This is a genomic window from Microbacterium testaceum StLB037, assembly GCF_000202635.1.
GTDB classification, from domain to species: Bacteria; Actinomycetota; Actinomycetes; order Actinomycetales; family Microbacteriaceae; genus Microbacterium; species Microbacterium testaceum_F.
Genome location: NC_015125.1, coordinates 2,012,803 through 2,038,250 on the forward strand (window position 1 = coordinate 2,012,803; position 25,448 = coordinate 2,038,250).

Consider the following 25,448-nt stretch of genomic DNA (forward strand, 5'->3'; position numbering starts at 1 on the left):
ACCGGCCAGGCGCTCCCGGGGCTCGTCCCGGCGCGGCGGGTTAGCCTGAGAGGCGCCGCGCACGCGCGCGGCGGAGGGGATGACGCAGGTGTTCGACAGTCCGATGTCGGTCTCGGCTTACGAGGTGCTTCGCGTGACGGTCGACGTCGACGACGACACCCTGCGCCGGGCCTACCGCACGCGCCTGCGCGAGACGCACCCCGACACCGGGGGCGACGCGGCCCTCTTCGTGCAGGTCCAGCGCGCGTGGGAGCTCGTCGGAACGCCCGAGGCGCGCGCGGCCTACGACCGCGGCCGCGGATCCTCGTCCGGCGAATGGGGCGCGGGGCCGGCGGCATCCGCTCCCTCCCGTCCGGCTGACACGCGCCCGCGGGCGCGCTCGCACGGGCAGCCCGGGGGCTGGCGGCGCGAGCGGTATCTGTCGCTGATCCGCGAGTGGGTCGGGCGCGGGGTCGACCTCGCGGATCCGTACGACCCGGCGCTCGTGCGCTCGGCGCCTCCCGAGATCCGGCACATCCTCGCCGACGCGCTCGCCGAGGAGGAGACGGCGCGACTCGTCGCGGAGCTCGGCATGGGGTACACGGTGTGGCACGACGTGTTCGCCGACCGTGACGGGCGGGATCCGGAGCAGAAGATCGATCACCTCGTGCTCGGTCCCAGCGGGCTGTACGCGATGCTGAGCGAGGACTTCGGGGGGCCGGTGGGCGTCCGGCGCGGAGAGATCTCGGGGGCGAACGTGATCGGCTCTCCCGTCACGCAGCTCGTCTCCCGCGCCCGGGTCGTCGCGCGGGCGGCGGGGGTGCGCTTCAGCGGGGCGATCGTCGTGCTGCCGGATGACGCCGTGCTCGACGCGATCACCGACCTCGGCAAGGTGCGGGGGATGCCCGTGGCGCTCGTGACCCGCAGCGCTCTGACGACGCTGCTCCGGCGGGGGATTCCCGGCGCGCGCGAGGTCGGCGGCACGGAGCTGTTCGACATCCGCACGCGCCTGCAGCAGCGGGTGCGGCACGTCTGACGCCCGGACGTGCCCGCGCGCGTGCGCCTAGGGTGGGGGCATGAGTACCGACGAAACCCCGGACGCCCCCGGATCCGAGGACGCGGCGTCCGACATGAAGCGCAAGTTCCGTGAGGCGCTGGAGAAGAAGAACGGGCAGCAGCGCACAGGTCAGGCGCACCTCGACGGCAATTCCGCGGTGCACGGGACGCACGCTGCCGTGACGAAGCGCGAGTTCCGCCGCAAGAGCGGCTGATCGGCGAGCCCGCGTACGGCGCCCGTTCGCGGCGTCTCGTTCGCGGCGCCCCTCGTTACACCGGCTGCCGGAGCGGCGCCTCGAAGAACGCGAGCTCGAGGGCCATCGAGCGGTCGTAGGCCGCGGCCATCGCGGCCCGGACGGTGGGGGATGCCGTGCGCGCGGCGGCATCCGTGATCTTGGCGGCGGTGGCCGAGGAGGCCGCGAACCGCTCGTCGCCGTACGCCGTGAGCCAGTCCGCGTAGGGATGGTCGGCGTCGAACGTGCCGCGCCAGCGGACGCCGATGTCGGTGTAGAGCACGAAGCACGGCAGGATCGCGGCCACCAGGATCGCGTACGAGCCCGAGGCGGATGCCGCGTGCAGGTGGTCGGTGTAGTCGAGGGTCGATGCCGCGGGCTCGAGTCCTATCGGGTCGACGTGCGACTGGTGGAGCGCGGCTTCCTCCTCGAGGCACGACACCGAGGCCGCGGCCCAGAAGCGCTGTTCGTCGACCGAGGGCGCCAGCGCCGCGGCTCTCGCGAGGACGCGCGCGTACTCGCGCAGGTACAGCAGGTCCTGGCCGAGATACCACGCGAACGCGGCGCGATCGAGGTCTCCGGATGCCAATCCCCGCACGAACGCGCAGGCGTCGACGTCGGCTCGGGTCGAGGCGGTGGCATCCCAGCGCTCCGTGCTCCACGAACGGCCGAGGTCCCCGCTGGCCACGTCGATGTACGGGCGGAGTTCGTGCAGGTGGTCGATCGGGCCGTTGCCGTGGCCGACGCGGAGGGCTTCGGCGTGCTCGAGGGCTCCGGTGAGCCACTGCTTCGCGCGCTCCAGGGCCGCGGGCCACGGGAGGCCGTGGGCGGCGAGGGTGGCCATCGCGGACGACAGCGAGCAGCCGGTGCCGTGCGTGTGGCGTGTGGCGACGCGGCGTCCCGGCACCGGGTGCGCACCGGCGGTGTCGACGATGGCATCCGGGCTCTGTGCGCCGCCCAGGTGGCCGCCCTTCAGCAGGACGGTGGTGACGGCTCTCTCGGCGAGGGTCTGGGCCTGTGCGACGGCGGCGTCCCACGTGGTCGCGACGGGCGCGTCGACGAGGACCGCGAGCTCGGGGAGGTTGGGGGTGACCAGGTCGGCGCGCCGACAGAGCGCGCGGACCGCGGCTTCGGCGTCGCCGTCGAGGAGCCGGTCGCCGCTGGTCGCGACCATGACCGGGTCGAGGACCACGAGCGGCGGGCGCACCGCGGCGAGCCAGGCGTCGACCGTCGCGACGACGTCGGCCGAGCCGAGCATTCCGATCTTGACCGCGTCGATCTCGACGTCGTCGCTGACCGCGCGCAGCTGCGCGTCGAGGAACGCCGTCGGCGGCACGTGCACTTCGCGGACGCCGAGGGTGTTCTGGGCGACGAGCGCGGTGACGACGGCCATGCCGTAGCCGCCGAAGGCGGCGATGGACTTGAGGTCGGCCTGGACGCCGGCTCCCCCGGTGGGATCGGTGCCGGCGATGCTGAGGACGCGGGGGATCATGCGGCGGCCGCTCGGAGCTCGCGCACGACCGCGCCGGGATCGTCGGCCGCGCACACGGCGGAGACGACGGCGACCCCCGCCGCTCCCGCGCGGCGCAGGGCGGCGACGTCGTCGACGCCGATGCCGCCGATCGCGACGCACGGTAGCGCGGTGGATGCCGCCAGCTCGGCGAATCCGTCGACGCCGAGCGGCTGCGGGTGGTCGGGTTTCGTCGCGGTGGCGCGGATGACGCCCACGCCGAGGTAGTCGACCGTTCCCTCCGGGAAGGCGGCGGCCGCGGCGAGGTGCGCCGGGGTGTTCGCCGTCCAGCCCACGAGGGCGTCGGGTCCGAGGAGGGCGCGTGCGGCATCGACGGGAAGGTCGCTCTGTCCGAGGTGGATGCCGTCGACCCGCGCGCCCCGGTCGCGCGCCGCCAGCACGATGTCGAGGCGATCATCGACGACGAAGGTGCAGCGTCCCGCGACGACGTCGGCGAGGTCGAGGGTCCGGGCGAAGAGTTCTCCGCCGGAGGCGAGCTTGTCGCGCAATTGGACGACGGTGACGCCGGCGCCGACGGCCGCATCGACGATGTCGCGCAGGCGCGAGAACGGCACGCGGTGGTCGGTGACGAGGTGGAGCGACAGGTCGGTCATCGCGCGATCTCCACGCGGCCGTCGAGGTCGGCGGGCTGGACGCGGGCGAGCTCGTCGAGGAAGGCGACGGCGAACGATCCCGGCCCTCGGGCTCCGGATGCCGCCCGCTCCGAGGCCACGGCCCAGACGGCGCTCGCTGCGATCGCGGCGTCGAACGGTTCGCTGACGGTCGCGAAGGCCGCCATCGCGGCGCCCAGGGCGCAGCCGCCGCCGGTGACCTTGGTCAGCAGGACGCTTCCGCCGGGGACGCGGGCCGTGCGGGTGGCATCCACGATCAGGTCGGTCTCGCCGGAGACGGCGACCGTGCCGCCGGTGCGCGCGGCGAGGGCGCGGGCGGCGTCGACGGCGTCGTCGGCGCTGTCGGTCGCGTCGACGCCGCGCCCGCCCGCACCGGCGCCGGCCAGGGCGAGGATCTCGGACGCGTTGCCGCGGATGATCGCGGGCCGCGCGTCGAGCAGCTCGTGGGCGAGTGCCGTGCGCACGGGGAGGGCTCCGACCGCGACGGGGTCGAGCACCCAGGGGGTACCCGCCGCGACCGCCTCGCGCGCGGCGTGGCGCTGCTCGGCGGTGGGGGTGCCGAGGTTGACGAGCACGCCGCCCGCGATGCCCGCGAACATTCCGGCCTCGCCGGGGATGTCGCACATCGCGGGAGCTGCGCCGAGGGCGAGCAGGGCGTTGGCGGTGAAGTTCGTCACCACCGCGTTGGTGATGCACTGCGTGAGCGGCGCGGCCTCGCGGAGGAGAGCCAGCGCTTTCGCGGGGGCTTCCCCGGGGCCGGAGGCAGTGGCGGACGGAGACGACGACGTGCGAACGACCATTCGCGACATCCCTTCGCTAGTACGAACTAGATCAGGTTCGACGGGTGTGTTCTCAGCCCTGGCGGGCACCCCGTGTCACTGCGGGCGACGCTAGCACAGAGGTCCTGCGTGGGGTTGCGCGGTGGATTCCGCGGCCGGGTTACGCGGCGGGTTACGGCCGGGGGCCGGGGCTCGCCCGACGCGTGTGGGGTCGACGTGAGTTGCGGGTGCGGGTGGGGATCCGGTGCGTGTGTGGTGGGCGGCTGTGCGCGTGCGACTTGCGTGTGCAGCCGCGGGTGGGGTGCGTGCGGGGTGTGGCGGCGCGCGAGCGGTAGCAGCTGAGCGGGATCGCGGCGGCACGAGCGGGCGCAAGCGTGGTGGTGCGCGGGTGAGCGCAAGCGGTAGTGCGTGGGCGAGCGCAAGCGGTGGTGCGCGGGCGAGCGCAAGATCGGTGGTGCGTGGGCGGGCGCACGCGGTAGTACGTGGGCGAGCGCAAGCGCGGTAGTGGGTGCGCGGGTGTGAGGGATCGGTTCAGAACGGGGCATGGTCGGGTTCGGGTTCGGGTTCGGGTGGGTCGTCGGGGAGGAATTTGATGGTGGGTGAGTAGGGGAGGGGTTCGTCGCGGTAGGTGCGGCCGGTGGGGCTTGTCCATTCGAGGATTCCGTCGGGGAGTTGGGTGACGCTCCAGCGGGTGAATTGTTTTTGGGTGTGGTGTCGTTGGCAGAGGTGGGCGAGGTTTCGGATGTGGGTGGGGCCGCCGAGGGCGTAGTCGAGGGTGTGGTCGATTTCGGAGCGGATGGCGGGGACGGTGCATCCGGGCCATCGGCAGTGGCGGTCGCGGGCGCGGAGGTACCGGTCGATCGCGGTGGTGCGGTGGTAGGTGTCGGTGTGCAGCACGGCCCCGGTGATGGGGTGGGTGATCACGCGATCCCAGGGGGTGGTGGTGGATTCGGTGAGGGCGCGGGCGGTGTCGGCGTCGAGGGGACCGTGTCCGATGAGTTCGGCGGGGTCGGTGTTCTCCTGCTGCGGGGTGAGCATGGTCAGGGCGGGCACGACGACTTGGACGCGGGCGCGGATGGTGCCGAGGGTGCCGGGTCCGTCGTCGGTGCGGGTGGGGTCGGCGTCGGGGGCGGCGGTGAGCAGGAGGTCGGCGAGGACGTCGGCGCGCAGTTGCGCGGTGGTGCGCTCATCCGTGGCCGTGAGGGGGGTGTCACCGCGGGTGTCGATGATCGCCCGGGCTTGCTGGGTGAGGCGGTCGTAGATGCCGACGGCCAGGACCGTGGGGAGGGTGGCGACGAGGTCGGACATGCCGTCCTGCCCGGTCACGACCCGCACGCACCGGGTGTCACGGCCCCGCTGGTGGCGTTCGGTGATGGTCGTGGGCTGCAGGGTCTCGGCCAGCACGGCCAGGCGGGTGCGGAGGCGGCCGGGGCTGAGGCCTTCGGCGGTGGCCACGGCGAGGGCGTCGAACTCGGCACGGACCTCTACCGGTAAGGGGGCACCGATCTCGAGGATCGCGTGCACGTGGGCGCGGGTGATCGCCCCCTGCTCCCACGCGGTGAGGGTGCCCGGGTAGTCATCGACGAGGGTCATGGCGCGACCGATCTGGGTCTGCACCGTGCGGTCGGAGACATGCTCGGCCGTCGCGATCTCGGACGCGACCTCCCGCAACGCCATCTCCGCCACCCGCGACGACACCGGCCGCTCCCCCATCACATCCAGGGCGAGATGCCCCGCCTCCGCCAACGCACGCATACGCGCCACCTCCGCCGCAGCGAGCACCGCACCCGTGCGGAGCACCTCGCCGAGCACCGCGGACAGGGCCCGCGGCCCCCCACCCGCGGGTGTCGATGAGACGTTCATGAACATGTTTGCATGCTAGCGAGGGGGTCCGACATTGCCGGGGCCTCAGCAGCCCCGATGAGGACGAATCCGGACATTGCTCCGATGTGCAGGAGTGGTCCCGAGGCGTCGGTGTGCGCTGCTCGGAGCGTCCGGCGTGGGTGACGTGAGCGGGGCGACCGGCGTGGGTGACGTGAGCGGGGCGGCTGGCCGGGCTTCACCGCACACGGCCTGCCCGCCGCGGCATCCATGACGCTGTTTGCAACCGCGACCGCGACCGCGGCCCGAGCCGCCCCTCAGCCCCGCCGCACAGCGCCCAACCGCAAACCTCGCTCCGCCGCAGAGCTCCCCGCCCCGCGGCCCGAGCCGCCGCAGAGCTCTCCGCCGCAGATCTCCCCACCGCAAAGCTCGCCCGCGAAGCTCAGCCGCCCAGCGCCGCCCGAACCAGCTCCACGGCATCACCCGGTGCGACGCCCAGCCGGCGCACGGTGTCGACGTACGCGCGCGCAGCCTGAGCCGCCTGCGCCGCCGCGGAATCCCGGCCGCGCACGACCGTCCCGGCGCGACCGCGGGTCTCGACGTAGCCCGCTTCCTCGAGCTCCTTGTACGCGCGGGCGACCGTGTTCGCCGCGAGCCCGAGGTCGGCCGCGAGCGTGCGGACCGGCGCGAGGCGCGTCCCCGCGACGACGGAACCGACGTCGATCGCGGCGATGATCTGCGTCCGGACCTGCTCGTACGGCGGCATCGGAGAGGTGGCATCCACTCGGATATCCACGCTCATCAGCCGTTCAGCCCGAACAGGTCGAGGGGGTGCGTCAGTCTCCACCACGGGTCGGGCGGATCGATCGTGCTCGACAGCTGCGCGTCGACCGTGTCGGTGTTGAGGGGCCCGGTCACCGTGAGCGTGCCGACGGTGTCACCGGACGTGCGGGAGTCGCCGAGGTCGAACTGTGTCACGGTCTCGGCGACGGCGCTGTTCCAGAGGACGACCGTGGCGTCCGCGGTCGTGACGACATCGGCATCCTGTCCCCAGAGTGTCTCGACGCGACCGATCACCGTGCCCGACGTCACCGACGGGCGCGGCTGCAGTTCCTCCGCGATGCGGGCGTAGAGGTCGCGGCTGGCCTGGTTGCGCTCGTCGGGTCCGGGCTGGCCGAGGACCGCGGCGTACGCGCGCACCGTCACGGTGCCGATGGTGAAGTCCTTCGCCGACAGGAGGTTCCACGCGTCGAGGGTCCCCGTCTTCACCCCCACCACGCCGGGGTCCGCGAGCAGCGGGTTGCCGTTCTTGAACGACCCGGCGCCGGGCAGGGTGAGCTCGGGCGTCCGGACGATCTCGGCGATGACCGGGTTGGCGAGCGCCTTCTCGGCGAGGGCGATGAGGGCCGCCGGGGTCGCGGTGTTGCCGGCCTCGATTCCCGTCGGGTTCACGATCGTGATGCCCGTGATCCCCCGCTCCGCGAGATACGCGTTCGCCGCCGCGGCGAAATCGGCGTTGGAGGGGAAGAGATCGGATGCCAAGCGCTGGGCGTAGTTGTTCGCGGACGCGATCAGCATGCCCTGGAGCATCTGCAACTCGGTCAGGCTGCCGTCCACGGGCACGTCGAGGGAGGACTCCCCGCGCGCCCGGTACTGCCAGTAGTCCGCGCTGTCGGCCTGCGTGAAGGCGTACGAGGGGCCCTGTTCGCCCGGTGCCAGGGGGAGACGATCGAGCACGACGAGAGCGGTCACGATCTTGGTGATGCTGGCGATCGACTCCGGGGCGCTTGCGGACGACGAGAGCTCGCCGGGCACGCCCTCGAGCGCGATCGCAGCCTCCCCCTGCGCGGGCCAGGCGGGGTCGGCCGGGGGTGCCGCCGTGGGCTGGACGGCCACGGATCGGACCGTGGGCTGAACCGCCGAGAGCGGCCACAGCAGCGTCGCGGCGGTGTACGCGCCGACGAGCAGGAGCAGGAGGACCGTCGGGATGACCGTCGCGGGGCGAAGGGCCCTGCGCCGACGACGCCCGGCGAGGAGATCGACGGACCGTCCGGTGGCGCCGGACACGACGAACGTGGGGGCGGGGCGCGGCGCACCGGCGGCGTCCGGGTCGACCCACCCGAGCGCGCCGAGGGCGGCCGCGGTGGGTTCCGCCGGGGGAGCCGAAACGGCGGGGACGGATGCCGCCGGCGCGGGCTGCGTGGGCGCCGCGGCGTCGACGGAATGAGGTGTGGATGCCGCGGGCCCGGCCTGTGTAGGCGCTGCGGCGTCTGCTGAAAGAGGTGTGGATGCGGCCGGCGCTGCCTGCGTGGGCGCTGCGGAATCAGGCGCGGATGCCGCCGGCGCTGCCTGTGCGGGCGTTGCGGCGTCAGCCGAATCAGATGTGGATGCCGCGGGCCCGGGCCCGGCGGGAGAATCGCCGTTCGGGGCTTCGGTCTCGGGCGTCGAGGGCGACGAATCAGCGGGCAGATCGGCGGAGTCGCGCGCGGCTCGCCGCGTGGCCGGAGTCTGCTCGTTCACCCGCCCACGCTACCCCGGGCGTCCCCCTATACTCGTCAGCACAACCACGGGAGTCCGGTGAGCCGGGCTGAGAGGAAGCGAATCCACGCTTCGACCGTCGAACCTGATCCGGATCATGCCGGCGCAGGGAGGAGAACACATGCACACGTCCACGTCTGCGCGCACGGCCCCGGCCGTGGCATCCGCGTCCCGGTTCTCGTGGCGGGTCGTCGACATCGTCGTCGCCGCCGTCCTCGGAGTCGCGATCGGTCTCGTCTTCTGGGGCTGGAACACCGTCGGCGGCCTCTGGTTCGCCGCGATGGACGGTCTGACCCCCGGCCTCGGCGGCATCGCCGTCGGCATCTGGCTCATCGGGGGCGTGATCGGCGGGCTGATCATCCGCAAGCCGGGTGCCGCGCTGCTCGTCGAGCTCATCGCGGCCGTCGTCTCAGCGTTGATCGGCAACGTGTGGGGCGTCACCACGATCTTCTCCGGCCTCGCCCAGGGACTCGGCGCGGAGCTGATCTTCCTCGCGTTCCTCTACCTGCGCTTCACCCTGCCCGTGGCGATGCTCGCCGGCGCCGGCGCCGGTGTCGGCGCGTGGGTCCTGGAGCTGTTCCTGACGCCGAATCTCTCGAAGACGGTCGAATTCAACCTCACCTACCTCGGCACGCTCGTCGTCTCGGGCGCTCTCCTGGCCGGTCTCGTCGGATGGCTCCTCGTGCGCGCGCTCGCCGCGACGGGGGCGCTCAGCCGGTTCGCCGCCGGGCGGGAAGCGCGCCGCGACGTCTGATGGCGGCCCCCGCACGCGTCGACGTCGAGGGCTGGGGGTGGCGCTACGCCGGCCGCAAGCTCCCCGCCACGCGTGACGTCGACCTGACGATCGAGCCCGGCGAGCGGGTTCTCCTGCTCGGCGCCTCGGGAGCCGGCAAGTCGACCCTGCTCGCGGGCCTGGCCGGACTCCTCGGCGGCAGCGACGAAGGAGAGGCCACGGGGCGGATCCTCGTCGACGACCGTGCTCCCGAGGGGCAGCGAGGCCGCATCGGTCTCGTGCTGCAGGATCCCGAGGCCGGGATCGTGCTGTCGAAGGTGGGCGACGACGTGGCGTTCGGCTGCGAGAACCTCGGTGTGCCGCCGGCGGAGATCCCGGCGCGGGTCGCGGAGGCCGTGGCATCCGTGGGTCTGTCCGTTCCCCTCGATCGCCCGACGAAGGCGCTGTCGGGTGGGCAGAAGCAGCGTCTGGCGCTCGCGGGGGTGCTCGCGATGCGTCCGGGACTGCTCCTGCTCGACGAGCCCACGGCCAATCTCGACCCCGAGGGCGTTGCCGAGGTGCGCGCCGCCGTGGAGCACGTCGCCCGCGCCGACGGGACGACCGTCGTGCTGATCGAGCATCGCACCGCGGTGTGGGCGGACCTCATGACCCGCGTGGTCGTGCTCGCGCCCGGCGGGGGCGTGCTCGCCGACGGCCCGCCCGACCGGGTGTTCGCCGTGCACGGCGACGCGCTCGCCGCGGCGGGGGTGTGGGTGCCGGGGCGTCCGGTCGAGCTGCCGGTGCTTCCGCCGCTCGAGATCCCGGATGCCGCCCTCTCGACGTCGGCGCTCTCGATCGGACGCGAGAAGCGCACGGTCGTCGCCGCGGACCTCGGCCTGGCCGTACCGCGCGGGGCCGCAACGGTGATCACCGGCCCCAACGGGTCGGGCAAGTCGACTCTCGCCCTGACCCTCGCCGGGCTCCTGCCCGAGCTGTCGGGAGAGGTCGTGGCCGCGGAGTCCCTCGCGGCTCGCGGCATCCGTCGTCCCTCTCGGTGGCGCTCGACCGAGCTGCTCACGCGCATCGGCACGGTGTTCCAGGAGCCGGAGCACCAGTTCCTCGCGCCGACCCTCCGCGACGAGCTCGCCGTCGGACCGAGGGCCCTGCGGATGCCGGCGGCCGAGGTCGACGCGATCGTGGACGAGCTTCTCGAGCGGTTGGATCTGGCATCCCTCGCTCTGGCGAACCCCTTCACGCTCTCGGGGGGACAGAAGCGGCGCCTGTCGGTCGCGACGGTGCTCGCGGCCTCGCCCGAGGTGATCGTGCTCGACGAGCCGACGTTCGGGCAGGACCGCCGAGGGTGGAGCGAGCTCGTCGCCCTGCTGCAGCGCGAGGTCGCGCGGGGACGCACGGTCGTCGCGGTCACCCACGACGCCGATGTCGTGCGGCACCTGGGCCAGCACCGGATCGTGCTCGGAGCCGCGGCGTGACCGCGGCGGCCGTCGCCCCGCGCACCGCGTGGCTCGACGGCGTCAACCCGGTGACGAAGGTCGCGATCGTGGTGCTGCTGGCCCTGCCGCTGTTGATCACGGTCGACGCGGTGAGCGCGGCCACGGCTCTCGCGCTCGAGCTGCTGTGCGTTCCGATGACGGGCTTGGCGTATCGCGTGGTGTTGAAGCGCCTCGTACCCGTGCTCCTGTTCGCGCCGATCGCTGCGGTCAGCATGCTGTTGTACGCGCGCCCGGGCGGGACCGTCTACGGCACGTTCCTCTTCGCGACGATCAGCGACGACTCGCTCGCGCTGTCGTTCGCGGTGTTGCTGCGCGTCGTCGCGCTCGCGCTGCCGATGATCCTGCTGTTCGCCCGGACCGATCCGACCGAGCTCGCCGACGCCCTGTCGCAGGTCGCGAAGCTTCCGAGCCGCTTCGTGCTCGGCGTGCTCGCGGGCGCGCGGACGGTCGGGCTGTTCGTCGACGACTGGCGCACGATGACTCTCGCCCGGCGCGCCCGCGGCCTCGGGGATCGGGGCGCACTGCGCCGCTTCTTCTCGATGGCGTTCGTGCTGCTGGTCTTCGCGGTGCGCCGCGGGACGACGCTCGCCACCGCGATGGAGGCCCGCGGATTCGGCGCCGACGTCGAGCGCACATGGTCGCGCCCCTCGACCCTGTCGCGTCGGGATGCCGTCGCCCTCGCCGGCTCCCTCGCGCTCGTGGCCGTGGCGCTCACCGCCGCCGTGGTGTCGGGGGCGTTCCGCGTGGTGGGGACGTAGGCCGCGGCGCGGGCGTCGTGTCCTCGTGTCGCGCGGGAGTGGCGCTCGTGTCGCGCGGGCGTCGCGCTCGTGTCGCGCTCGCGCCGCGCCGCCTCGTGAGAGGTGAGTGTCCAAAACACCCGGACACTTTTCGAGTTCGTCCGGGTGTTTTGGACACTCAACAGGGTTCGGCGGGTCCGGGGCGCGGGAGCGGACGCGGGGCGCCGGGGTGCGGGAGCGCGGGGGAGGTAGCGCGGGGCGCGGGAGCGCGGCGGAGGTAGCGCGCGGGCGCGGAGCGCGGGGGAGGGAGCGCGGGCGTCAGGTCCCGTTCCAGAGAGCCTGGTAGAACGCCAGACGGGTGGCATCCGGAGCCACCCCGTAGGCGGTGAGGAGGGCCTCCTCCCAACCGGGGCCGTAGTTCCACCCCGTCGAGAGGGTCGCGGCGGCGAGGTCGGCCCAGCGGTCCGCCACGCCGAGCGCGCCGAGGTCGACGTGCGCCGTCCACTCTCCGTCGTCGCCGAGGAGCGTGTTCGGTGCACAGGCGTCGCCGTGGCAGACGACGAGCCGGTCGATCGGCGGGGCGTCGTACAGTTCGACGGGAACCTGGATGCCGCGGCCGGCGGCGTTCGCGAGACGGTCGGGCACCGTCCACGAGAACGGACACTCCGCCACCGGCAGCGCGTCATGAAGGGCGCGAAGCCCTCGGCCCACCGCGCGCACCGCCCGGGCGGGATCGGCGATCCACCGCGGATCCACCGCCGAGAGCCCCGGCACCGCCTCGGTCACGAGCCATTCGTGCGTGGCATCCCGGCCCTCATCGAGCGCCCTCGGCACGGGGGTGAACGCGCTCGCCCAGCGCAGACGTTCGGCCTCGGCCCTCATCGAGGTCTCGGCGTTGCGCGGCCCGTACTTCACGAACCGGATGCCATCGGCCCCCGCCGCCCGGAACGTCAGCCCGCCGAGGGCGTTGCGCCAGACCGGCTCGATGTGCGCGTCGCCGGCGAGTTCCCGCACGCGGCCGGGAACGGGCTCGGAGGCCGCGGGAATGCTCATCCCCCGATCTTCCCGCGCTCCCCGCCGTTCGCGAAGCGTCCCGCGACGGAAACGCGGCGAAGGGCGGATGCGCTCCGGCGTGAGGGGCGGGGAGCGAGTCCAGGGGCGGGCATGCGTCCGTGTGCCGGGCCGTGCGCATCTCGGCCCGTCCGGACGAGAGGGGGCGGGGCACAATGGAAAGTTGGGGGGTGTCATGGAACTGTCGCTCGGAATTCTGGCGGTGAGCGTCGCGGTGGCTGCAGCCGTGCTCTTCGCCGCGCTGCCGCGGATCGGGACGCCGGGGGCGATGACGTTGTTCCTGCGCTACGCCGCGGTGTCGGGCGTCGCGGCGGTGGGGTCGAGCGCGATGTACTTCATGCACAGCGCGGGCGGTGGCATCGTCGCCCTGGTGCTGGGGGACGTCGCGATGGTGCTCGCCCCGGCTCTGCTGCTCGTGGCGCTCGAGGTGCTCGCGGGGCGAAGGGCGCGACGCGCGGCGATCGCCAGCCTGGCTCTGGCCCTGGTGACGGCTGTCGTGACGGCCACGGTGCCCCTCCCGGGGTCTCTCGCGGTGAAGGTTCTCCTGGTCACGCTGCCGTGTACGGCGTGCGCCCTCGTCGCTGCACGCTCGCACCTCGAGCCTCGCTGGCCGATGCGTCTCATCCTCGCCGCCAACGCCGCGTACGCGGTGTACTCGGCGGCCCGCGTCGCCGTGGGACTCGCCGCCGGGTGGGAGTCCCCGCTGTTCGACCTCGGATTCTCGTTCGCCCCGGCGACGTTGGCGGGCGCCCTTGTCATCGCGGCCGTCGGGATCGCCGTCGTGCGGGTGCGGCTCGGTCCGCGCGCTCGAGCGGTGCCGGCCGTCTGCCCGGCGGGCCGCGCGGTCGTGGTGGGGGACTGGGCCCTGGCATCCGCCGCCTACGGACAGGAGCGCATGCGCTCGATGGTGGCCGAGCTGCAGAGCGCGGGGCGCGCGTTCGACGAGTCCGCGCGGGTTCTGCCGCGCGGGGTGGAGACCTCGATGCCCGACGCGATCGAGAAGCTCGGCGACCGTCTTCGCGACGTGCACGGGTGGAGGCCCGACGAAGTCGCGCTGCTCGTCGACGGAGCGGCGACGGGCGCCATCTCCCTGCCTTCGGCGCGCTCCCGACGACCGCGCTCGCGGAACTCGGCGCGAACCTGAGTCCCGGGTAGGGTGGGACTGAGTTTCTGCTTCGAAGGAGAACGCATGGATATCTCAGGAGCTGCCGCCCTCGTCACCGGCGGTGCCTCGGGCCTGGGCCTCGCCACCGCGCGCCGCCTCACCGCGACGGGTGCGCACGTCACGATCGTCGACCTGCCCTCTTCCCCGGGGGAGGCCGTGGCCGCCGAGCTCGGCGGCACGTTCGCCCCGGCCGACGTCACGGATGCCGAGCAGATCGCCGCCGCCGCGAGCCGCGCCGCCGAGGCCGGACCGCTGCGCGTCGTCGTCAACTGCGCCGGCATCGCGCCGCCCGCGAAGGTGCTCGACCGCGACGGTGCCCCGTCGTCGCTCGCCGACTTCGAGCGCGTGATCCGCGTCAACCTCCTCGGCACGTACAACGTCGTCGCCCAGGCCTCGGCCGTCATGGCCAAGACCGAGCCGACGGAGGGAGGCGATCGCGGCGTCATCGTCAACACCGCGAGCGTCGCGGCCTTCGACGGTCAGATCGGCCAGCCCGCGTACGCGGCGAGCAAGGGCGGCGTGCACGCGATGACCCTCCCCATCGCCCGGGAGCTCGCGCGCTACGGCATCCGCGTCGTCACGATCGCCCCGGGCATAATGGAGACGCCGATGCTCAAGGGCCTGCCCCAGGCCGCCCAGGACTCGCTCGGTCAGCAGGTGCCGTACCCCTCGCGCCTCGGCGCCCCCGACGAGTACGCGCGTCTCGTGCTCGCCATCGTCGACAACGGCTACCTCAACGGCGAGACGATCCGCCTCGACGGCGCGATCCGGATGGCGCCGAAATGACCGACGGCATCCTGCTCCACGTCTCGGACGGCCTCGCGCGGGTCACGTTCGACCGTCCCGCCTCGCTCAACGCGATGGACTTCCCCATGGCCGCGCGCTGGCGCGCCGTCGCCCACGAGGTCACCTCCGACGCCTCGGTGGGAGCGGTGATCCTGGATGCCAACGGCCCCGCGTTCTGCGCGGGCGGCGACGTGGTGGCCATGGCGACCACCGGCTCGTCGGGCGCCGAGGTGACCGAGACCGCTCGGGCCATCCACGACGGCATCCGCACGTTCGCCGAGGCTCCGCTGCCGATGGTCGCCGCCGTGCAGGGCGCGGTCGCGGGCGGCGGTCTGGGGCTCATGCTCACCGCCGACTACGTGGTCGCGAGCGAGAACGCGCGGTTCGTGAGCCGGTACGCGAACATCGGCCTCACGCCCGACCTGGGCGTCTCGACCCTCCTCCCCGCCGCGATCGGTCAGCGGCGGGCGCTCCAGCTGCTGCTGCAGGATCGGATGCTCACCGCCGCGGAAGCCCTGGACTGGGGTCTCGTCGCCGAGGTCGTGGCATCCGGAGACCTCGTCTCGCGGGTCGAGGAGATCGCGCGCTTCTGGCTCGACGGCGCGACCGCCGCGTTCGGGCAGGCGACGCGTCTCGTGCGGGTGGGCGCCGGTCGCCCTCTCGCCGAGAACCTGGACGACGAGGCTGCCACGATCGGCGCCGCCTTCGACACCCCCGAGGCGAAAGCGCGGGTCGCCGCGTTCGCCGCCGCCTCCGCGAAAGGACGTTCGTGACGCTCTCTGGGAAGACCATCCTCATGTCGGGCGGCAGCCGCGGCATCGGCCTCGCGATCGCGCTGCGCGCGGCGCGTGACGGCGCGAACATCGCGCTGCTCGCCAAGACGGACACCCCGCACCCCAAGCTCGAGGGCACGGTGCACACCGCGGCGGAGGCGATCCGCACGGCGGGCGGTCGGGCGCTGCCGATCGTCGGCGACGTGCGGGACGAGGCATCCATCACGGAAGCCGTGATGCGCACGGTGGGGGAGTTCGGCGGCATCGACATCGTCGTCAACAACGCCAGCGTGATCGACCTGTCGGGCTCTCTCGAGCTCGCGACGAAGAAGTACGACCTCATGCAGGACGTCAACGTCCGCGGCACGTTCCTGCTCTCGCGGGCCGCCGTGCCTCAGCTGAAGGATGCCGAGAACCCGCACATCCTCTCGCTCTCGCCGCCGCTCAACGTCACGCCGAAGTGGCTCGGCGCCCACACGGGGTACAGCCTCGCCAAGTTCGGCATGACGATGGCGACGCTGGGTCTCGCGTCGGAGTTCGCGAGCGACGGGATCGCGGCGAACACCCTCTGGCCGCGCACGACGATCGCGACCGCGGCCGTGCAGAACGTGATCGGCGGCGACCGGCTCATGGCCGTGTCGCGGACGCCGGAGATCTACGCGGATGCCGCGTACGAGGTGCTGTGCGCGCCGTCGCGCGAGCTGACCGGGCAGACGCTCATCGTCGAGGACGTGCTCCTCGGCGCGGGGATCACCGACTTCTCGGGGTACGCGGCGGTGCCGGGGACGCCGGATGAGGCGATGTACCCGGACATCTTCTTGGACTGAGGCGCGGCGCGGGTCCCGGTCCCTTCGACGGGCTCAGGGACCTCGCCTGCGGGGGCCGGGGGAGCGGTGGCTGAGCCTGTCGAAGCCTCCGGTCCCTTCGACGGGCTCAGGGACCTGGGGCGGGGGTGGCTGAGCCTCCGGTCCCTTCGACGGGCTCAGGGACCTGGGGCGGGGCCGGGGGAGCGGTGGCTGAGCCTGTCGAAGCCTCCGCGGACGAGCGCCGCCTCAGCGCTCGCCGCGGAGCGGGGCCAGCGGGTCCAGGTCGTCCTCCCCCTCGGACAGCGCGTGCGCCACGCGGTTCTTGGCGCTGACCAGGTGTGTTCGCAGAAGTTCCGCCAGGCGCTCGGCGTCGCCGTCGCGGATCGCGGCGAGCATCTCGCGGTGCTCCTCATCGGCCTGTCCCCGACCGCCGAGGTGGTCGATGTTCTCCTGCGAGTACGGCTGCACGGCGGCCAGGAGTCCCCGCAGGATCTCCGCCGTCCGGGGTCGCCCCGCCGCGTCGTAGAGGCGCGAGTGGAACTCGAAGTTCGACCGCATCCACCGGCCGACGTCGTCCGAGGACTCCATCTCGGCGACGCGTGACTCCAGGGCGGTGATCTCGCCGCGCGTGATGCGTCGGACGATGTCGTCCGCGATCGTCGGCTCGAGCAGGAGCCGCAGCTCGTACAGCTCGTCGAGCTCGTCGCGATCGAGGGTGCGCACGGACGCGCCGCCGCCGGGCGTCATCTCGATCACGCCCTCGGTGGCGAGGATGCGCAGCGCCTCGCGGACCGGGCTGCGGCTGACGTCGAAGCGACGGGCGAGGTCTTCCTGCACGAGCGCCGCCCCCGGGGGGATGACCTTCTCGCGGATGGCCAGGGCGATCCGCGAGGCGATCACCTCGGGGCTCATCGATGCCGCCACTTTGCCTCCTCGTTCGGTCGCACGTGCCGTCTCCCGTTCGTTCGAGGATAGAGGCGGGCGCGTTGCGTATCCATTGGATCCAGTGTATACAGTGGATACGCGTTCCCCCGACGCGGCATCCCGAACCCCGACGATGGAGTTTCTGCAATGAGGCACGATGTTCGACCGAACCGGCGCGTCCGCCGGCTGATCCCGCTCGCCGCGCTCGCGGCGGCATCCGCCCTCGTCCTCTCGGGCTGCGGCGCCGACGGCACCACCAGCACCGGGAGCATCTCGGACGGCGGCGAACCACAGGCGGGCGGCACCCTGACGGTGGCGCTCTCCGCGACGCCGTCGATCATCGACCCGTTCGCGACGAGCCTCCAGGCCGACTGGGTCATCGCGCGTCAGGTGTGCGAGCCGCTCTTCGACGTCTCGACATCGTTCGAGATCGGTCCCGTGCTCGCGAAGGACCTCGTCGACAACGGCGGCGGAAGCTACACGCTGACCCTGCGCGACGGCGTGACCTTCCAGGACGGCGAGCCGTTCACCTCGGCCGACGTGATCGCGAGCCTCAACCGGTACTTCCTCACCCCGGGCAACGGCTCGATCCTGAAGTCGCTCACCACCTCGATCGAGGCCGTCGACGACACCACCCTCACGATCACGCTGAACACGCCGAGTCCCCTCCTCCCGACGCTGCTCACGACCGCGTACATGATGCCCGCGAGCGTCGTGAAGGACCGCCCGATCACCGACCCCGTGTCCGACCTCGTGTGCACCGGCCCCTACAAGCTCACGAGCTACGCGGCCGACGGCGACGTCGTCCTCGACCGCTGGGACGGATACAAGAAGCTCGACACCCCCGGTGACGGCGGGCTCGGTGCGAAGAACGCCTACGCCGACCAGATCGTCTTCACCCCGATGCCCGAGGCATCCACGCGTCGGCAGGCGACCGAGGCCGGTCAGGTCGACATCGGCGGCTCGCTCTCGTACGACGACTACGACTCGGTCAGCAGCGGGGGCGTGGCCCAGGCCGTGCTGCTCAGCCCGACCTCGGGCTCGACCGTCGTGTTCAACAAGGCGCAGGGCATCATGTCGAACGTCGCCATGCGGCAGGCGTTCCTCGCCGCGCTGAACATGGATGACATCATGCTCGCCGCCTTCGGCAACCCCGAGTTCTACTCGGTCGACGGCAGCATCATCCCCGAGGTGAACAGCACCTGGGCGACCGATGCCGGGACCGAGAACTACAACAAGCCCGACCTCGACCGCGTGAAGAAGCTCCTCGACGAGGCCGGCTACAAGGGCGAGCCGATCCGCTGGCTCACCACCAAGGAGGACCCCTCCTGGTACGGTCCGTCGCTCCCCGCTCAGCAGCAGCTGAAGGAAGCCGGCATCAACATCGACCTGCAGGTCATCGACCGGGCGAGCGTCATCCAGCTGCGCACCGACCCGACCGCGTTCGACCTGTTCTCCTCCGGCATCCCGACCTACGCCGATCCCGTCCTGCTGCCCTACCTGCAGCAGACCTTCCCCGGGACCTGGGTCTCGCCCGACCGCGATGCCCTGCTGGCGAAGCTGTCGACCGAGTCCGACCCCGCCGCCCGCAAGGCGACCTGGGAGCAACTGCAGACCCTCGTGTACGAAGACCTGCCGTTCCTGAAGTTCGGGACCTCGCGCCCGCTGCTCATCACGGCCAACCGCGTGCACACCGAGCACCCGGACGAACTGGCCGGCTGGTACTACAACACCTGGCTCGACCAGTCCTGATCCCGCTCCACCCCTGACAAGGATCCCCCCATGTCCGAGATGACCGTCCCCACGACGACGTCGATCGAAGCGGCGGCCGCGCGCACCGTGCGACCACGACTGTGGCGTCGACTCCTGCACCGACCGATCGCCGTGGTGGCGCTCATCCTCCTTCTCGTGATGGCGGGGGCGGCTCTGCTCGCCCCCGTCCTCGCAGGGGATCCCAACGCCTTCGTCGCCGTCGAGCGGCTCCGCCCGCCCTCCGCGACGCACATCTTCGGCACCGACAACCTCGGGCGTGACGTCTACTCCCGCACCGTGTTCGGGGCGCAGGCCTCGCTCACCGTGGGCGTCGTCACCGCCGCGATCACGACCGCGATCGGGGTGGTCCTCGGCATCCTGGCCGGAATGTTCCGCTGGTTCGACGCGATCGTCATGCGCATCGTCGATGGTGTGATGTCGTTCCCGATCATCGTGCTCGCGCTGGCGATGACCGCGATCCTCGGGCCCGGGCTCGGGACCGTGATCCTCGCGATGACCATCGTGTTCGTCCCGGGCATGACCCGCGTCGTCCGCAGCTCGGCGCTCGTGGCGAGCGAGCTGCCGATGGTCGACTCGGCCCGTGCGATCGGTGCCGGCAGCGTCCGCATCTTCTGGCGCTACATCCTCCCGCAGGCGACGACCCCGGTGCTCGTGCAGGCCGCCATCACCTTCACCACCGCCGTGCTCGTCGAGTCCGCGCTGAGCTTCATCGGCGCGGGTCTGCCGCCGAACGTGCCGAGCTGGGGAGCGTCGCTGTCGGAGGCCCGCAGCTACCTCACCTCGGCGGTGTGGATGTGGGGCTTCCCGGGCCTCGCGCTGATCCTCACGGTCCTCGCCATGAACATCGTCATCGACAACGTCCGTGACATCCTCGACCCGCGTGCCGGAGGCCGCTGACATGCTCCGCTATCTCGCGCAGCGACTCCTCGCGCTGCTGCCCACCGTGGCCGTGCCCCTGGTGCTGGTCTTCCTCCTGCTGCGTCTGGCCCCCGGCGATCCGGCCGCCATCCTGCTCGGCGACTCCGCGACGCCTGACCAAGTGGCCGCCCTCCGCGAACAGCTGGGCCTGAACGCCCCCCTCTGGGAGCAGTTCGGCCGTTTCCTCGGCGACGTGGTCACCCTCCGCCTCGGCGACAGCCTCTTCCTCGGCAAGCCGGTGGTCGACGTGATCCCCGACTACGCCCTCGTCACCCTCGAGATCAGCGTGATCGCGCTGATCGTCGCGCTCGCGCTCGGCATCGGCCTCGGTGCTCTCGCGGCGTTCCGCAACGGGCGCCCCGCCGGCCGCATCGCCACGGCCCTCGGCATCATCGGCATCTCGGTGCCGCAGTTCGTCGTCGCGCTGATCCTCATCGTCGTGTTCGCCGCCTGGCTGCACTGGTTCAACGTCGGCGGCTTCGTGCCGATGTCGAAGGGGTTCTGGCCGCACCTGCGCTCGATCACCCTCCCGGCCCTTTCGCTCGGGATCGCCGAGTCGGCGTTCGTCGCCCGCATCACGCGAGGCGCGATCCTCGACGTCGTCCGCGAGCCGTTCGTCACGACGGCCCGCTCGCTCGGCGTCGCTCCGCGGCGCATCGGCGCGGTGCACGTCGTGCGCGTCGCCGCCCTGCCGATCATGACCGTCGCCGGCCTGCTGGTGGCGAGCCTGCTCTCCGGGAGCGCCGTCGTCGAGACGATCTTCGGTGTTCCCGGGATGGGTCGCCTGCTCCTGGATGCCGTCGGGCGCCGGGACTACTCGCTGGTCCAGGGAATCGTCCTCTTCACCGGCCTCTTCGTGATCATCGTCAATCTCCTGGTCGACCTGTCGTACTCCGTGGTCGACCCGCGCGTCCGTCTCGGGAGGAAGAGCGCATGAGCGCCCCACTGCTGCAGGTCTCCGACCTCTCCATCACCGCCGACACCACGGGCGGACCCTATGACGCCGTGCGATCGGTCGACTTCGACCTCGACCGCGGGCAGGCTCTCGCCGTGGTCGGCGAGTCCGGCAGCGGCAAGTCGCTGACCGCCCTCGCCATCGCGGGCCTCCTGGGCGAGAAGCTCACCCCGAGCGGCTCGGTCCGCTTCGACGGGCGCGAGCTGATCGGCATGGGGGCCGCGGACCGTCGCGCGATGGCCGGTCGGCGGATCGGCTTCGTCTTCCAGGAGCCGATGTCGTCGCTGCATCCCATCCTCACCGTCGGTCAGCAGCTCGAGGAGGGCCTCCGCGCCCACTTCGACATGAACCGGCGGCAACGGGCCGACCGGGTGCGCGAGTTGCTCGACATCGTGGGCCTCGGCAAGGCCCGTGACATCCGCGGCGACCGGATCGGCCAGCTCTCGGGCGGGATGCGCCAGCGCGTGATGATCGCGATGGCCATCTCGTGCGAGCCCGAGCTCGTGATCGCCGACGAGCCCACCACCGCTCTCGACGTCACCCTCCAGCGCCAGGTCATCGACCTGCTGGGGTCGCTGCGCGAGCGCCTGGGTCTCGCGCTCATGCTCATCACGCACGACCTCGGCGTCGTCGCCGAGACGTGCGACGAAGCCGTCGTCATGTACGGCGGGCAGGTCGTCGAGAGCGGCCCGACCGCGACGCTCCTGCACGACCCGGCGCACGACTACACGCGGGCCCTGTTGATGTCGATCCCCGTGCTCGGCGACGATCGCCCGCGGCTTCCCACCGTGGCATCCATCGCTCCCTGGTTGCGCGATGCGCGACAGGATGCCGCCGACCTCCGCCCCGTCACCGAACTCGTCACCGTCGCCCCCGGTCATCGGGTGCGGCGAGAAGCAGAAGGAGTCGCGGCATGACCGCCCTGCTCGAGGTCGAGGACCTCACGAAGACCTTTCACATCTCGCGTCGCCGACAGGTCACGGCCGTGAAGGGCGTGTCGTTCCAGATCGAGAAGGGGCGCACGTACGGCCTGGTCGGGGAGTCGGGCAGCGGCAAGTCGACCGTCGCCCGCATGATCGCGCGGCTGACCGAGCCCACCTCGGGCACCGTGCGCTTCGACGGCGTCGACGTCACCCGCCTCGACCGGGCGGCGCGGCAGCAGTATCGGCGCGACGTGCAGATCGTGTTCCAGGACCCGTTCGGCGCGCTGAACCCGCGCATGACGGTCGCCGATCTCATCATGGAGCCGCTCCAGGTGCACCGCCGCGGCACCACGAAGGATCAGCGCGATCGCGCCCGCGCGCTCGTCGACCACGTGGGCCTCGGCACGGCGGCGCTCGAGAAGAAGCCCGTCGACTTCTCGGGAGGCCAGCGCCAGCGCATCATGATCGCTCGCGCCCTCGCCCTGCAGCCGCGGCTCATCGTCGCGGACGAGCCGGTGTCGGCCCTCGACGTCTCGGTGCAGGCGCAGGTGCTGAACCTGCTCAAAGACCTGCAGGAGGCGTTCGACCTCTCGTACCTCTTCATCTCGCACGACCTGTCCGTCGTGGAGTTCATCTCCGACCGCATCGGCGTGATGTACCTGGGCGACCTCGTCGAAGAGGGGGACAAGCGCGACATCTACGCGCACCCGACCCAGGACTACACGCGGTCGCTGATCGAGGCGATCCCCACCATCGAGGGACGACCGTGAGCGCCGAGATCGACGCCTGGCTGGGCGTGCGGTTCGCGACCCTCGCGCACCCCTTCGCGGCCCCGGCCCCGACCGACCCGGTGGCTCCTGCCTCCCCGGGCGGGGAGTTCGGCCCGGCCCCGATCCAGCCGCCCGTCCCCGGTTTCCACCTGCCCGGCGGGCAGTCGGCGATCGACTGCCTGACCCTGAACGTCTGGGCACCTCGGGGCGTGGAGGCCGCTCCCGTGGCCGTGTGGCTGTTCGGCGGAGGCTTCGAGATGGGCACCGCCTCGACGCCGTACTTCGACGGCGCCTCTCTCGCCGCCGCCGCGCAGAGCGTGGTCGTGACCCTGAACTACCGTGTCGGCGCGTTCGGCTTCGGCACCTTCGCTCAGCGCGGTGGAGAGCTCTCGGCCGCGCACGACCTCGGGCTGCAGGACGTCTGCGCCGCCCTGCGCTGGATCGACGCCGCGGCGCCCTCCTTCGGCGGGGATCCGGCGCGCGTGACGCTCATCGGGCAGAGCGCCGGGGCGTTCCTCGCCGCCGCTGCCGCGGTGGCACCGGGTGTCCCGCGGCCCCGGGCTCTCGCGTGCTTCTCGGGTGGCGCGTCGCGCGTCATCGCCGCGGACGACGCGGCGCGGTTCGGCGAGGCGATCCTCGACCGGCTCGACGCGCAGCACCTGATCGACCTCGACCCCGAGACGGTGCTCGCGGCCCAGGCTGCGGTCGCCCCGCGCGATCTGGGGGTGCGCAACGGCGTCCGGCCGGTCGGTTTCGGCGTCGCGATCGATGAGGGGACCCCGGATGCCGTCGTCCCCCGCCACCCCCTGGATGCCGTGCGCGCGGGCGCTCTGCGCGATACCTTCGTGCTCGCCGCCGCCGGCACCGACGAGATGGAGGGCTTCGGCCCGGGCTCGGTGCCGGATCTCGACGGACCGCTCGCGGACGCGATCGAGTCTCTGACCGGTGACGCCCCGCGACGCGTGCTCGACGCGTACGGCGAGGGCGACGCGACCGCGACCTGGCGGCGTCTCCTCGGCGACTACATCTACCGGCTGCCCGCCGCGCGTCTCGTCGCGACGCAGCACGCCGCGGGCGGAGGGGCCGCGTACCTCGAGGTCGGTCGCGAGGGCGATACCCCGGGCGGTCACGGCGCGGAGCTGGACGGGATCTTCGCGCGGGGCGATGATGCGCGCTCGCGCGCGGTGCAGGAGACCCTCGTGGCGCTCATCCGCGAGGGACGCCTCGACGGTGGGGAGCTCGGCGCCGCGCTCGTCGCGGGCACCGTGCCCGCGGCATCCCTCTCTCCCGACGATCTCGTGACGATCTGGCAGGGGGTCGACCGACCATGAGCACGTATCGCATCGGCGCCGGAAGCGGCTTCGCCGGCGACCGTTTCGAGCCGGCCGAGATCCTCGCCGCGCGCGGGGAGCTCGACGCCCTCGTGTTCGAGTGCCTCGCCGAGCGCACGATCGGCCTCGCCCAGCAGCGCGCCGCCACGTCGGCGGGCGCCGGCTTCGACCGCGTGTTCCTCGACCGGCTCGCCGGCGTGCTGCCGCACCTGGAACCGCGCACGCGGGTGCTGACGAACGCCGGCGCCGCCGACCCCGTCGGTCTCGCACGCGCCGTCGTCGACCTGCTCTCGGCGCACCCGCGAGGAGCGGGACGCCGGGTGGCCGCGGTCGTGGGCGACGATGTCACGGCGGTGATCCCGGCGGATGCCCGCATCACCGGCACCGACCTGACCATCGGCGACCTGGGTGACCGTCTCGTCTCCGCGAACGCCTACATCGGCGCCGGGGCGGCGATGCGCGCCCTCGAGAACGGCGCGGACGTCGTGATCACCGGCCGCATGGGCGACGCGGCCCTCTTCGCCGCGCCGATCGCCGTGCACCACGGCTGGGACGACGCTTCTCCCGACCAGATGGCCGCCCCCACCCTCGTCGGGCACCTGCTCGAGTGCGCGGGGCAGCTCACCGGCGGGTACTTCGCCGACGGTGGACGCAAGGTCGTGCCGGGCCTGGCGACCCTCGGCTTCCCCTTCGCGGATGTCGCCGCCGACGGCGTCGCCGACTTCGGCAAGGCCGCGGGCACGGGCGGGCTCATCTCGCGCGCCACGGTGCTCGAGCAGCTGCTGTACGAGATCGACGACCCGGGTCGCTACAAGACCCCGGATGCCACCCTCGACCTCGGCGACGTGCGCATCGACGAGGTGGGTTCCGACCGCGTGCGCGTGTCGGCCGCTTCCGCGCAGGGGAGGCCCGAGCAGCTCAAGGTGAGCGTCGGCGTCCGCGACGGGTTCCTCGCGGTGGGAAGCATCGCGTACGCGGGCCGGGGGGCGCGCGAGCGCGCCGAGTTGGCGCTGCAGATCGTGCGCGAGCGCTGGGAAGTGGTGCACGGACGCGATCCGGGCGAGGTCCGTGCCGACCTGCAGGGCTACAACTCCCTGCGGCCGTGGCACGAGCCGGCGGGAGAGCCGGCCGAGGTACGCGCACGGCTCTCGCTGCGCACCTTCGATCGCGCCGCCGCGGCTCTGCTGCACCGCGAGGTCGAAGCGCTGTACACGAACGGTCCCGCCGGCGGCGGCGGCGCCGACCTCAGCCTGAGAGAGACGGTGGGGATCGTGTCGACCTTCATCGACCGCGAACGGGTCGACCCCCGAGTGGAGATGGTGTCATGACGACCCTCGGCGATCTCGCCCATGCCCGCGCGGGAGACAAGGGCGACACGTCGATCCTCGTCGTCGCGCCCTACGAGCTCGACGACTACGCCCGCGTGGATGACGTGCTGCGCGCCGAACGCGTCGCCGTGCACTTCGGGGTGGACGCGAGCCACGTCACGATTCATCCGGTGCCGCGTCTCGGCGCGTTCACGGTGGTGGTGCGCGCGCGGCTCGACGGGGGCGTGACCCGCTCGCGTGCCGCGGATCCGCACGGCAAGACGCTGTCGGGTCACCTGCTCGACCTGGTCGTGGAGGGGTAGTCCCGGTCCCTTCGACGGGCTCAGGGACCTGGGGCGGGGGTGGCTGAGCTTGTCGAAGCCTCCGGTCCCTTCGACGGGCTCAGGGACCTCGCGTGCGGTGGGGGTGGCTGAGCTT

Annotated in this window: 25 protein-coding genes and 2 riboswitches; of the genes, 17 read left to right on the plus strand and 8 right to left on the minus strand. The window is 72.5% G+C overall.

Going from position 1 to position 25,448, the window contains the following annotated elements; genetic code table 11:
- Positions 1-88 precede the first annotated feature (88 nt).
- On the plus strand, positions 89-1,015 hold the full coding sequence (locus MTES_RS09205) for a DnaJ domain-containing protein (RefSeq protein ID WP_043362535.1): 927 nt from the start codon (positions 89-91) through the stop codon (positions 1,013-1,015).
- Positions 1,016-1,055: 40 nt separating this feature from the next.
- Positions 1,056-1,250, plus strand: coding sequence for a DUF5302 domain-containing protein (locus MTES_RS09210; protein ID WP_013584978.1), 195 nt, complete (start codon positions 1,056-1,058; stop codon positions 1,248-1,250).
- Positions 1,251-1,305: 55 nt separating this feature from the next.
- On the opposite strand, the gene MTES_RS09215 is transcribed toward MTES_RS09210, so the two are convergent.
- From MTES_RS09215 to MTES_RS09240, 6 genes are all read right to left on the minus strand, one after another.
- Positions 1,306-2,760: a bifunctional hydroxymethylpyrimidine kinase/phosphomethylpyrimidine kinase gene (locus MTES_RS09215; protein ID WP_013584979.1), complete on the minus strand. Its 1,455-nt coding sequence runs from the start codon at positions 2,758-2,760 to the stop codon at positions 1,306-1,308.
- Positions 2,757-3,392: a thiamine phosphate synthase gene (gene thiE, locus MTES_RS19865; protein ID WP_013584980.1), complete on the minus strand. Its 636-nt coding sequence runs from the start codon at positions 3,390-3,392 to the stop codon at positions 2,757-2,759. The genes MTES_RS09215 and thiE overlap by 4 nt, the downstream gene beginning before the upstream one ends.
- Positions 3,389-4,210 carry a hydroxyethylthiazole kinase gene (gene thiM / locus MTES_RS09225; protein WP_013584981.1) on the minus strand — a complete coding sequence of 274 codons (822 nt, stop codon included), beginning with the start codon at positions 4,208-4,210 and terminating at the stop codon, positions 3,389-3,391. Before thiM ends, thiE begins: the two co-directional genes overlap by 4 nt.
- A riboswitch (TPP riboswitch) is annotated at positions 4,202-4,293 on the minus strand. Its footprint overlaps the gene before it by 9 nt.
- A gap of 427 nt (positions 4,294-4,720) precedes the next feature.
- On the minus strand, positions 4,721-6,058 hold the full coding sequence (locus MTES_RS09230; protein ID WP_013584982.1) for an HNH endonuclease: 1,338 nt from the start codon (positions 6,056-6,058) through the stop codon (positions 4,721-4,723).
- Positions 6,059-6,452: 394 nt separating this feature from the next.
- Positions 6,453-6,812, minus strand: coding sequence for a GntR family transcriptional regulator (locus MTES_RS09235; protein ID WP_043361274.1), 360 nt, complete (start codon positions 6,810-6,812; stop codon positions 6,453-6,455).
- A complete protein-coding gene (locus MTES_RS09240) occupies positions 6,812-8,530 on the minus strand; it encodes a D-alanyl-D-alanine carboxypeptidase family protein (RefSeq protein WP_013584984.1) in 1,719 nt (572 codons plus the stop codon). Before MTES_RS09240 ends, MTES_RS09235 begins: the two co-directional genes overlap by 1 nt.
- Positions 8,531-8,566: 36 nt before the next feature.
- Positions 8,567-8,677, plus strand: a riboswitch (TPP riboswitch).
- Between MTES_RS09240 and MTES_RS09245 the strand changes: the two genes are divergently transcribed.
- The 3 genes from MTES_RS09245 to MTES_RS09255 all read left to right on the plus strand — a co-directional run bounded on the left by MTES_RS09245 (position 8,670) and on the right by MTES_RS09255 (position 11,529).
- Entirely contained in the window at positions 8,670-9,302 is a 633-nt protein-coding gene (locus tag MTES_RS09245) for an ECF transporter S component (RefSeq protein WP_013584985.1), read from the plus strand. Its footprint overlaps the riboswitch before it by 8 nt.
- Complete coding sequence (locus MTES_RS09250) at positions 9,302-10,750, plus strand: ABC transporter ATP-binding protein (RefSeq protein WP_013584986.1); 1,449 nt, start codon at positions 9,302-9,304, stop codon at positions 10,748-10,750. The genes MTES_RS09245 and MTES_RS09250 overlap by 1 nt, the downstream gene beginning before the upstream one ends.
- Positions 10,747-11,529 carry an energy-coupling factor transporter transmembrane component T family protein gene (locus tag MTES_RS09255; RefSeq protein ID WP_013584987.1) on the plus strand — a complete coding sequence of 261 codons (783 nt, stop codon included), beginning with the start codon at positions 10,747-10,749 and terminating at the stop codon, positions 11,527-11,529. Before MTES_RS09250 ends, MTES_RS09255 begins: the two co-directional genes overlap by 4 nt.
- Positions 11,530-11,826: 297 nt before the next feature.
- Here MTES_RS09255 and MTES_RS09260 read toward each other — a convergent pair whose 3' ends face one another.
- On the minus strand, positions 11,827-12,561 hold the full coding sequence (locus tag MTES_RS09260) for an aminoglycoside 3'-phosphotransferase (protein ID WP_013584988.1): 735 nt from the start codon (positions 12,559-12,561) through the stop codon (positions 11,827-11,829).
- Positions 12,562-12,754: 193 nt separating this feature from the next.
- On the opposite strand from MTES_RS09260, the gene MTES_RS09265 reads away from it, so the two are divergent.
- Genes MTES_RS09265 through MTES_RS09280 form a run of 4 tightly spaced genes read left to right on the plus strand, consistent with a single transcriptional unit; the run spans position 12,755 to position 16,130 of the window.
- A complete protein-coding gene (locus MTES_RS09265) occupies positions 12,755-13,723 on the plus strand; it encodes a hypothetical protein (protein ID WP_043361277.1) in 969 nt (322 codons plus the stop codon).
- A gap of 45 nt (positions 13,724-13,768) precedes the next feature.
- Positions 13,769-14,530 carry an SDR family NAD(P)-dependent oxidoreductase gene (locus MTES_RS09270; RefSeq protein ID WP_013584990.1) on the plus strand — a complete coding sequence of 254 codons (762 nt, stop codon included), beginning with the start codon at positions 13,769-13,771 and terminating at the stop codon, positions 14,528-14,530.
- Positions 14,527-15,303, plus strand: a complete 777-nt coding sequence (locus MTES_RS09275) for an enoyl-CoA hydratase/isomerase family protein (protein WP_013584991.1) — start codon at positions 14,527-14,529, stop codon at positions 15,301-15,303. Before MTES_RS09270 ends, MTES_RS09275 begins: the two co-directional genes overlap by 4 nt.
- Positions 15,300-16,130 carry an SDR family oxidoreductase gene (locus MTES_RS09280; protein ID WP_013584992.1) on the plus strand — a complete coding sequence of 277 codons (831 nt, stop codon included), beginning with the start codon at positions 15,300-15,302 and terminating at the stop codon, positions 16,128-16,130. Before MTES_RS09275 ends, MTES_RS09280 begins: the two co-directional genes overlap by 4 nt.
- 225 nt (positions 16,131-16,355) lie before the next feature.
- Here MTES_RS09280 and MTES_RS09285 read toward each other — a convergent pair whose 3' ends face one another.
- A complete protein-coding gene (locus MTES_RS09285; RefSeq protein WP_013584993.1) occupies positions 16,356-17,033 on the minus strand; it encodes a GntR family transcriptional regulator in 678 nt (225 codons plus the stop codon).
- Between the two features lie 147 nt (positions 17,034-17,180).
- Between MTES_RS09285 and MTES_RS09290 the strand changes: the two genes are divergently transcribed.
- Genes MTES_RS09290 through MTES_RS09325 form a run of 8 tightly spaced genes read left to right on the plus strand, consistent with a single transcriptional unit; the run spans position 17,181 to position 25,333 of the window.
- On the plus strand, positions 17,181-18,785 hold the full coding sequence (locus MTES_RS09290) for an ABC transporter substrate-binding protein (RefSeq protein WP_013584994.1): 1,605 nt from the start codon (positions 17,181-17,183) through the stop codon (positions 18,783-18,785).
- A gap of 30 nt (positions 18,786-18,815) precedes the next feature.
- Positions 18,816-19,703 (plus strand): ABC transporter permease, encoded by an 888-nt coding sequence (locus MTES_RS09295; protein ID WP_013584995.1) that lies wholly within the window; start codon positions 18,816-18,818, stop codon positions 19,701-19,703.
- A complete protein-coding gene (locus tag MTES_RS09300) occupies positions 19,669-20,661 on the plus strand; it encodes an ABC transporter permease (RefSeq protein WP_148272847.1) in 993 nt (330 codons plus the stop codon). Before MTES_RS09295 ends, MTES_RS09300 begins: the two co-directional genes overlap by 35 nt.
- Positions 20,658-21,596 carry an ABC transporter ATP-binding protein gene (locus MTES_RS09305; RefSeq protein ID WP_013584997.1) on the plus strand — a complete coding sequence of 313 codons (939 nt, stop codon included), beginning with the start codon at positions 20,658-20,660 and terminating at the stop codon, positions 21,594-21,596. Before MTES_RS09300 ends, MTES_RS09305 begins: the two co-directional genes overlap by 4 nt.
- Entirely contained in the window at positions 21,593-22,372 is a 780-nt protein-coding gene (locus tag MTES_RS19305) for an ATP-binding cassette domain-containing protein (protein ID WP_013584998.1), read from the plus strand. Before MTES_RS09305 ends, MTES_RS19305 begins: the two co-directional genes overlap by 4 nt.
- Complete coding sequence (locus MTES_RS19310) at positions 22,369-23,703, plus strand: carboxylesterase family protein (protein WP_013584999.1); 1,335 nt, start codon at positions 22,369-22,371, stop codon at positions 23,701-23,703. Before MTES_RS19305 ends, MTES_RS19310 begins: the two co-directional genes overlap by 4 nt.
- On the plus strand, positions 23,700-25,031 hold the full coding sequence (locus tag MTES_RS09320) for an acyclic terpene utilization AtuA family protein (RefSeq protein WP_013585000.1): 1,332 nt from the start codon (positions 23,700-23,702) through the stop codon (positions 25,029-25,031). The genes MTES_RS19310 and MTES_RS09320 overlap by 4 nt, the downstream gene beginning before the upstream one ends.
- On the plus strand, positions 25,028-25,333 hold the full coding sequence (locus tag MTES_RS09325) for a hypothetical protein (protein ID WP_013585001.1): 306 nt from the start codon (positions 25,028-25,030) through the stop codon (positions 25,331-25,333). The genes MTES_RS09320 and MTES_RS09325 overlap by 4 nt, the downstream gene beginning before the upstream one ends.
- The last annotated feature ends 115 nt before the right edge of the window (positions 25,334-25,448 follow it).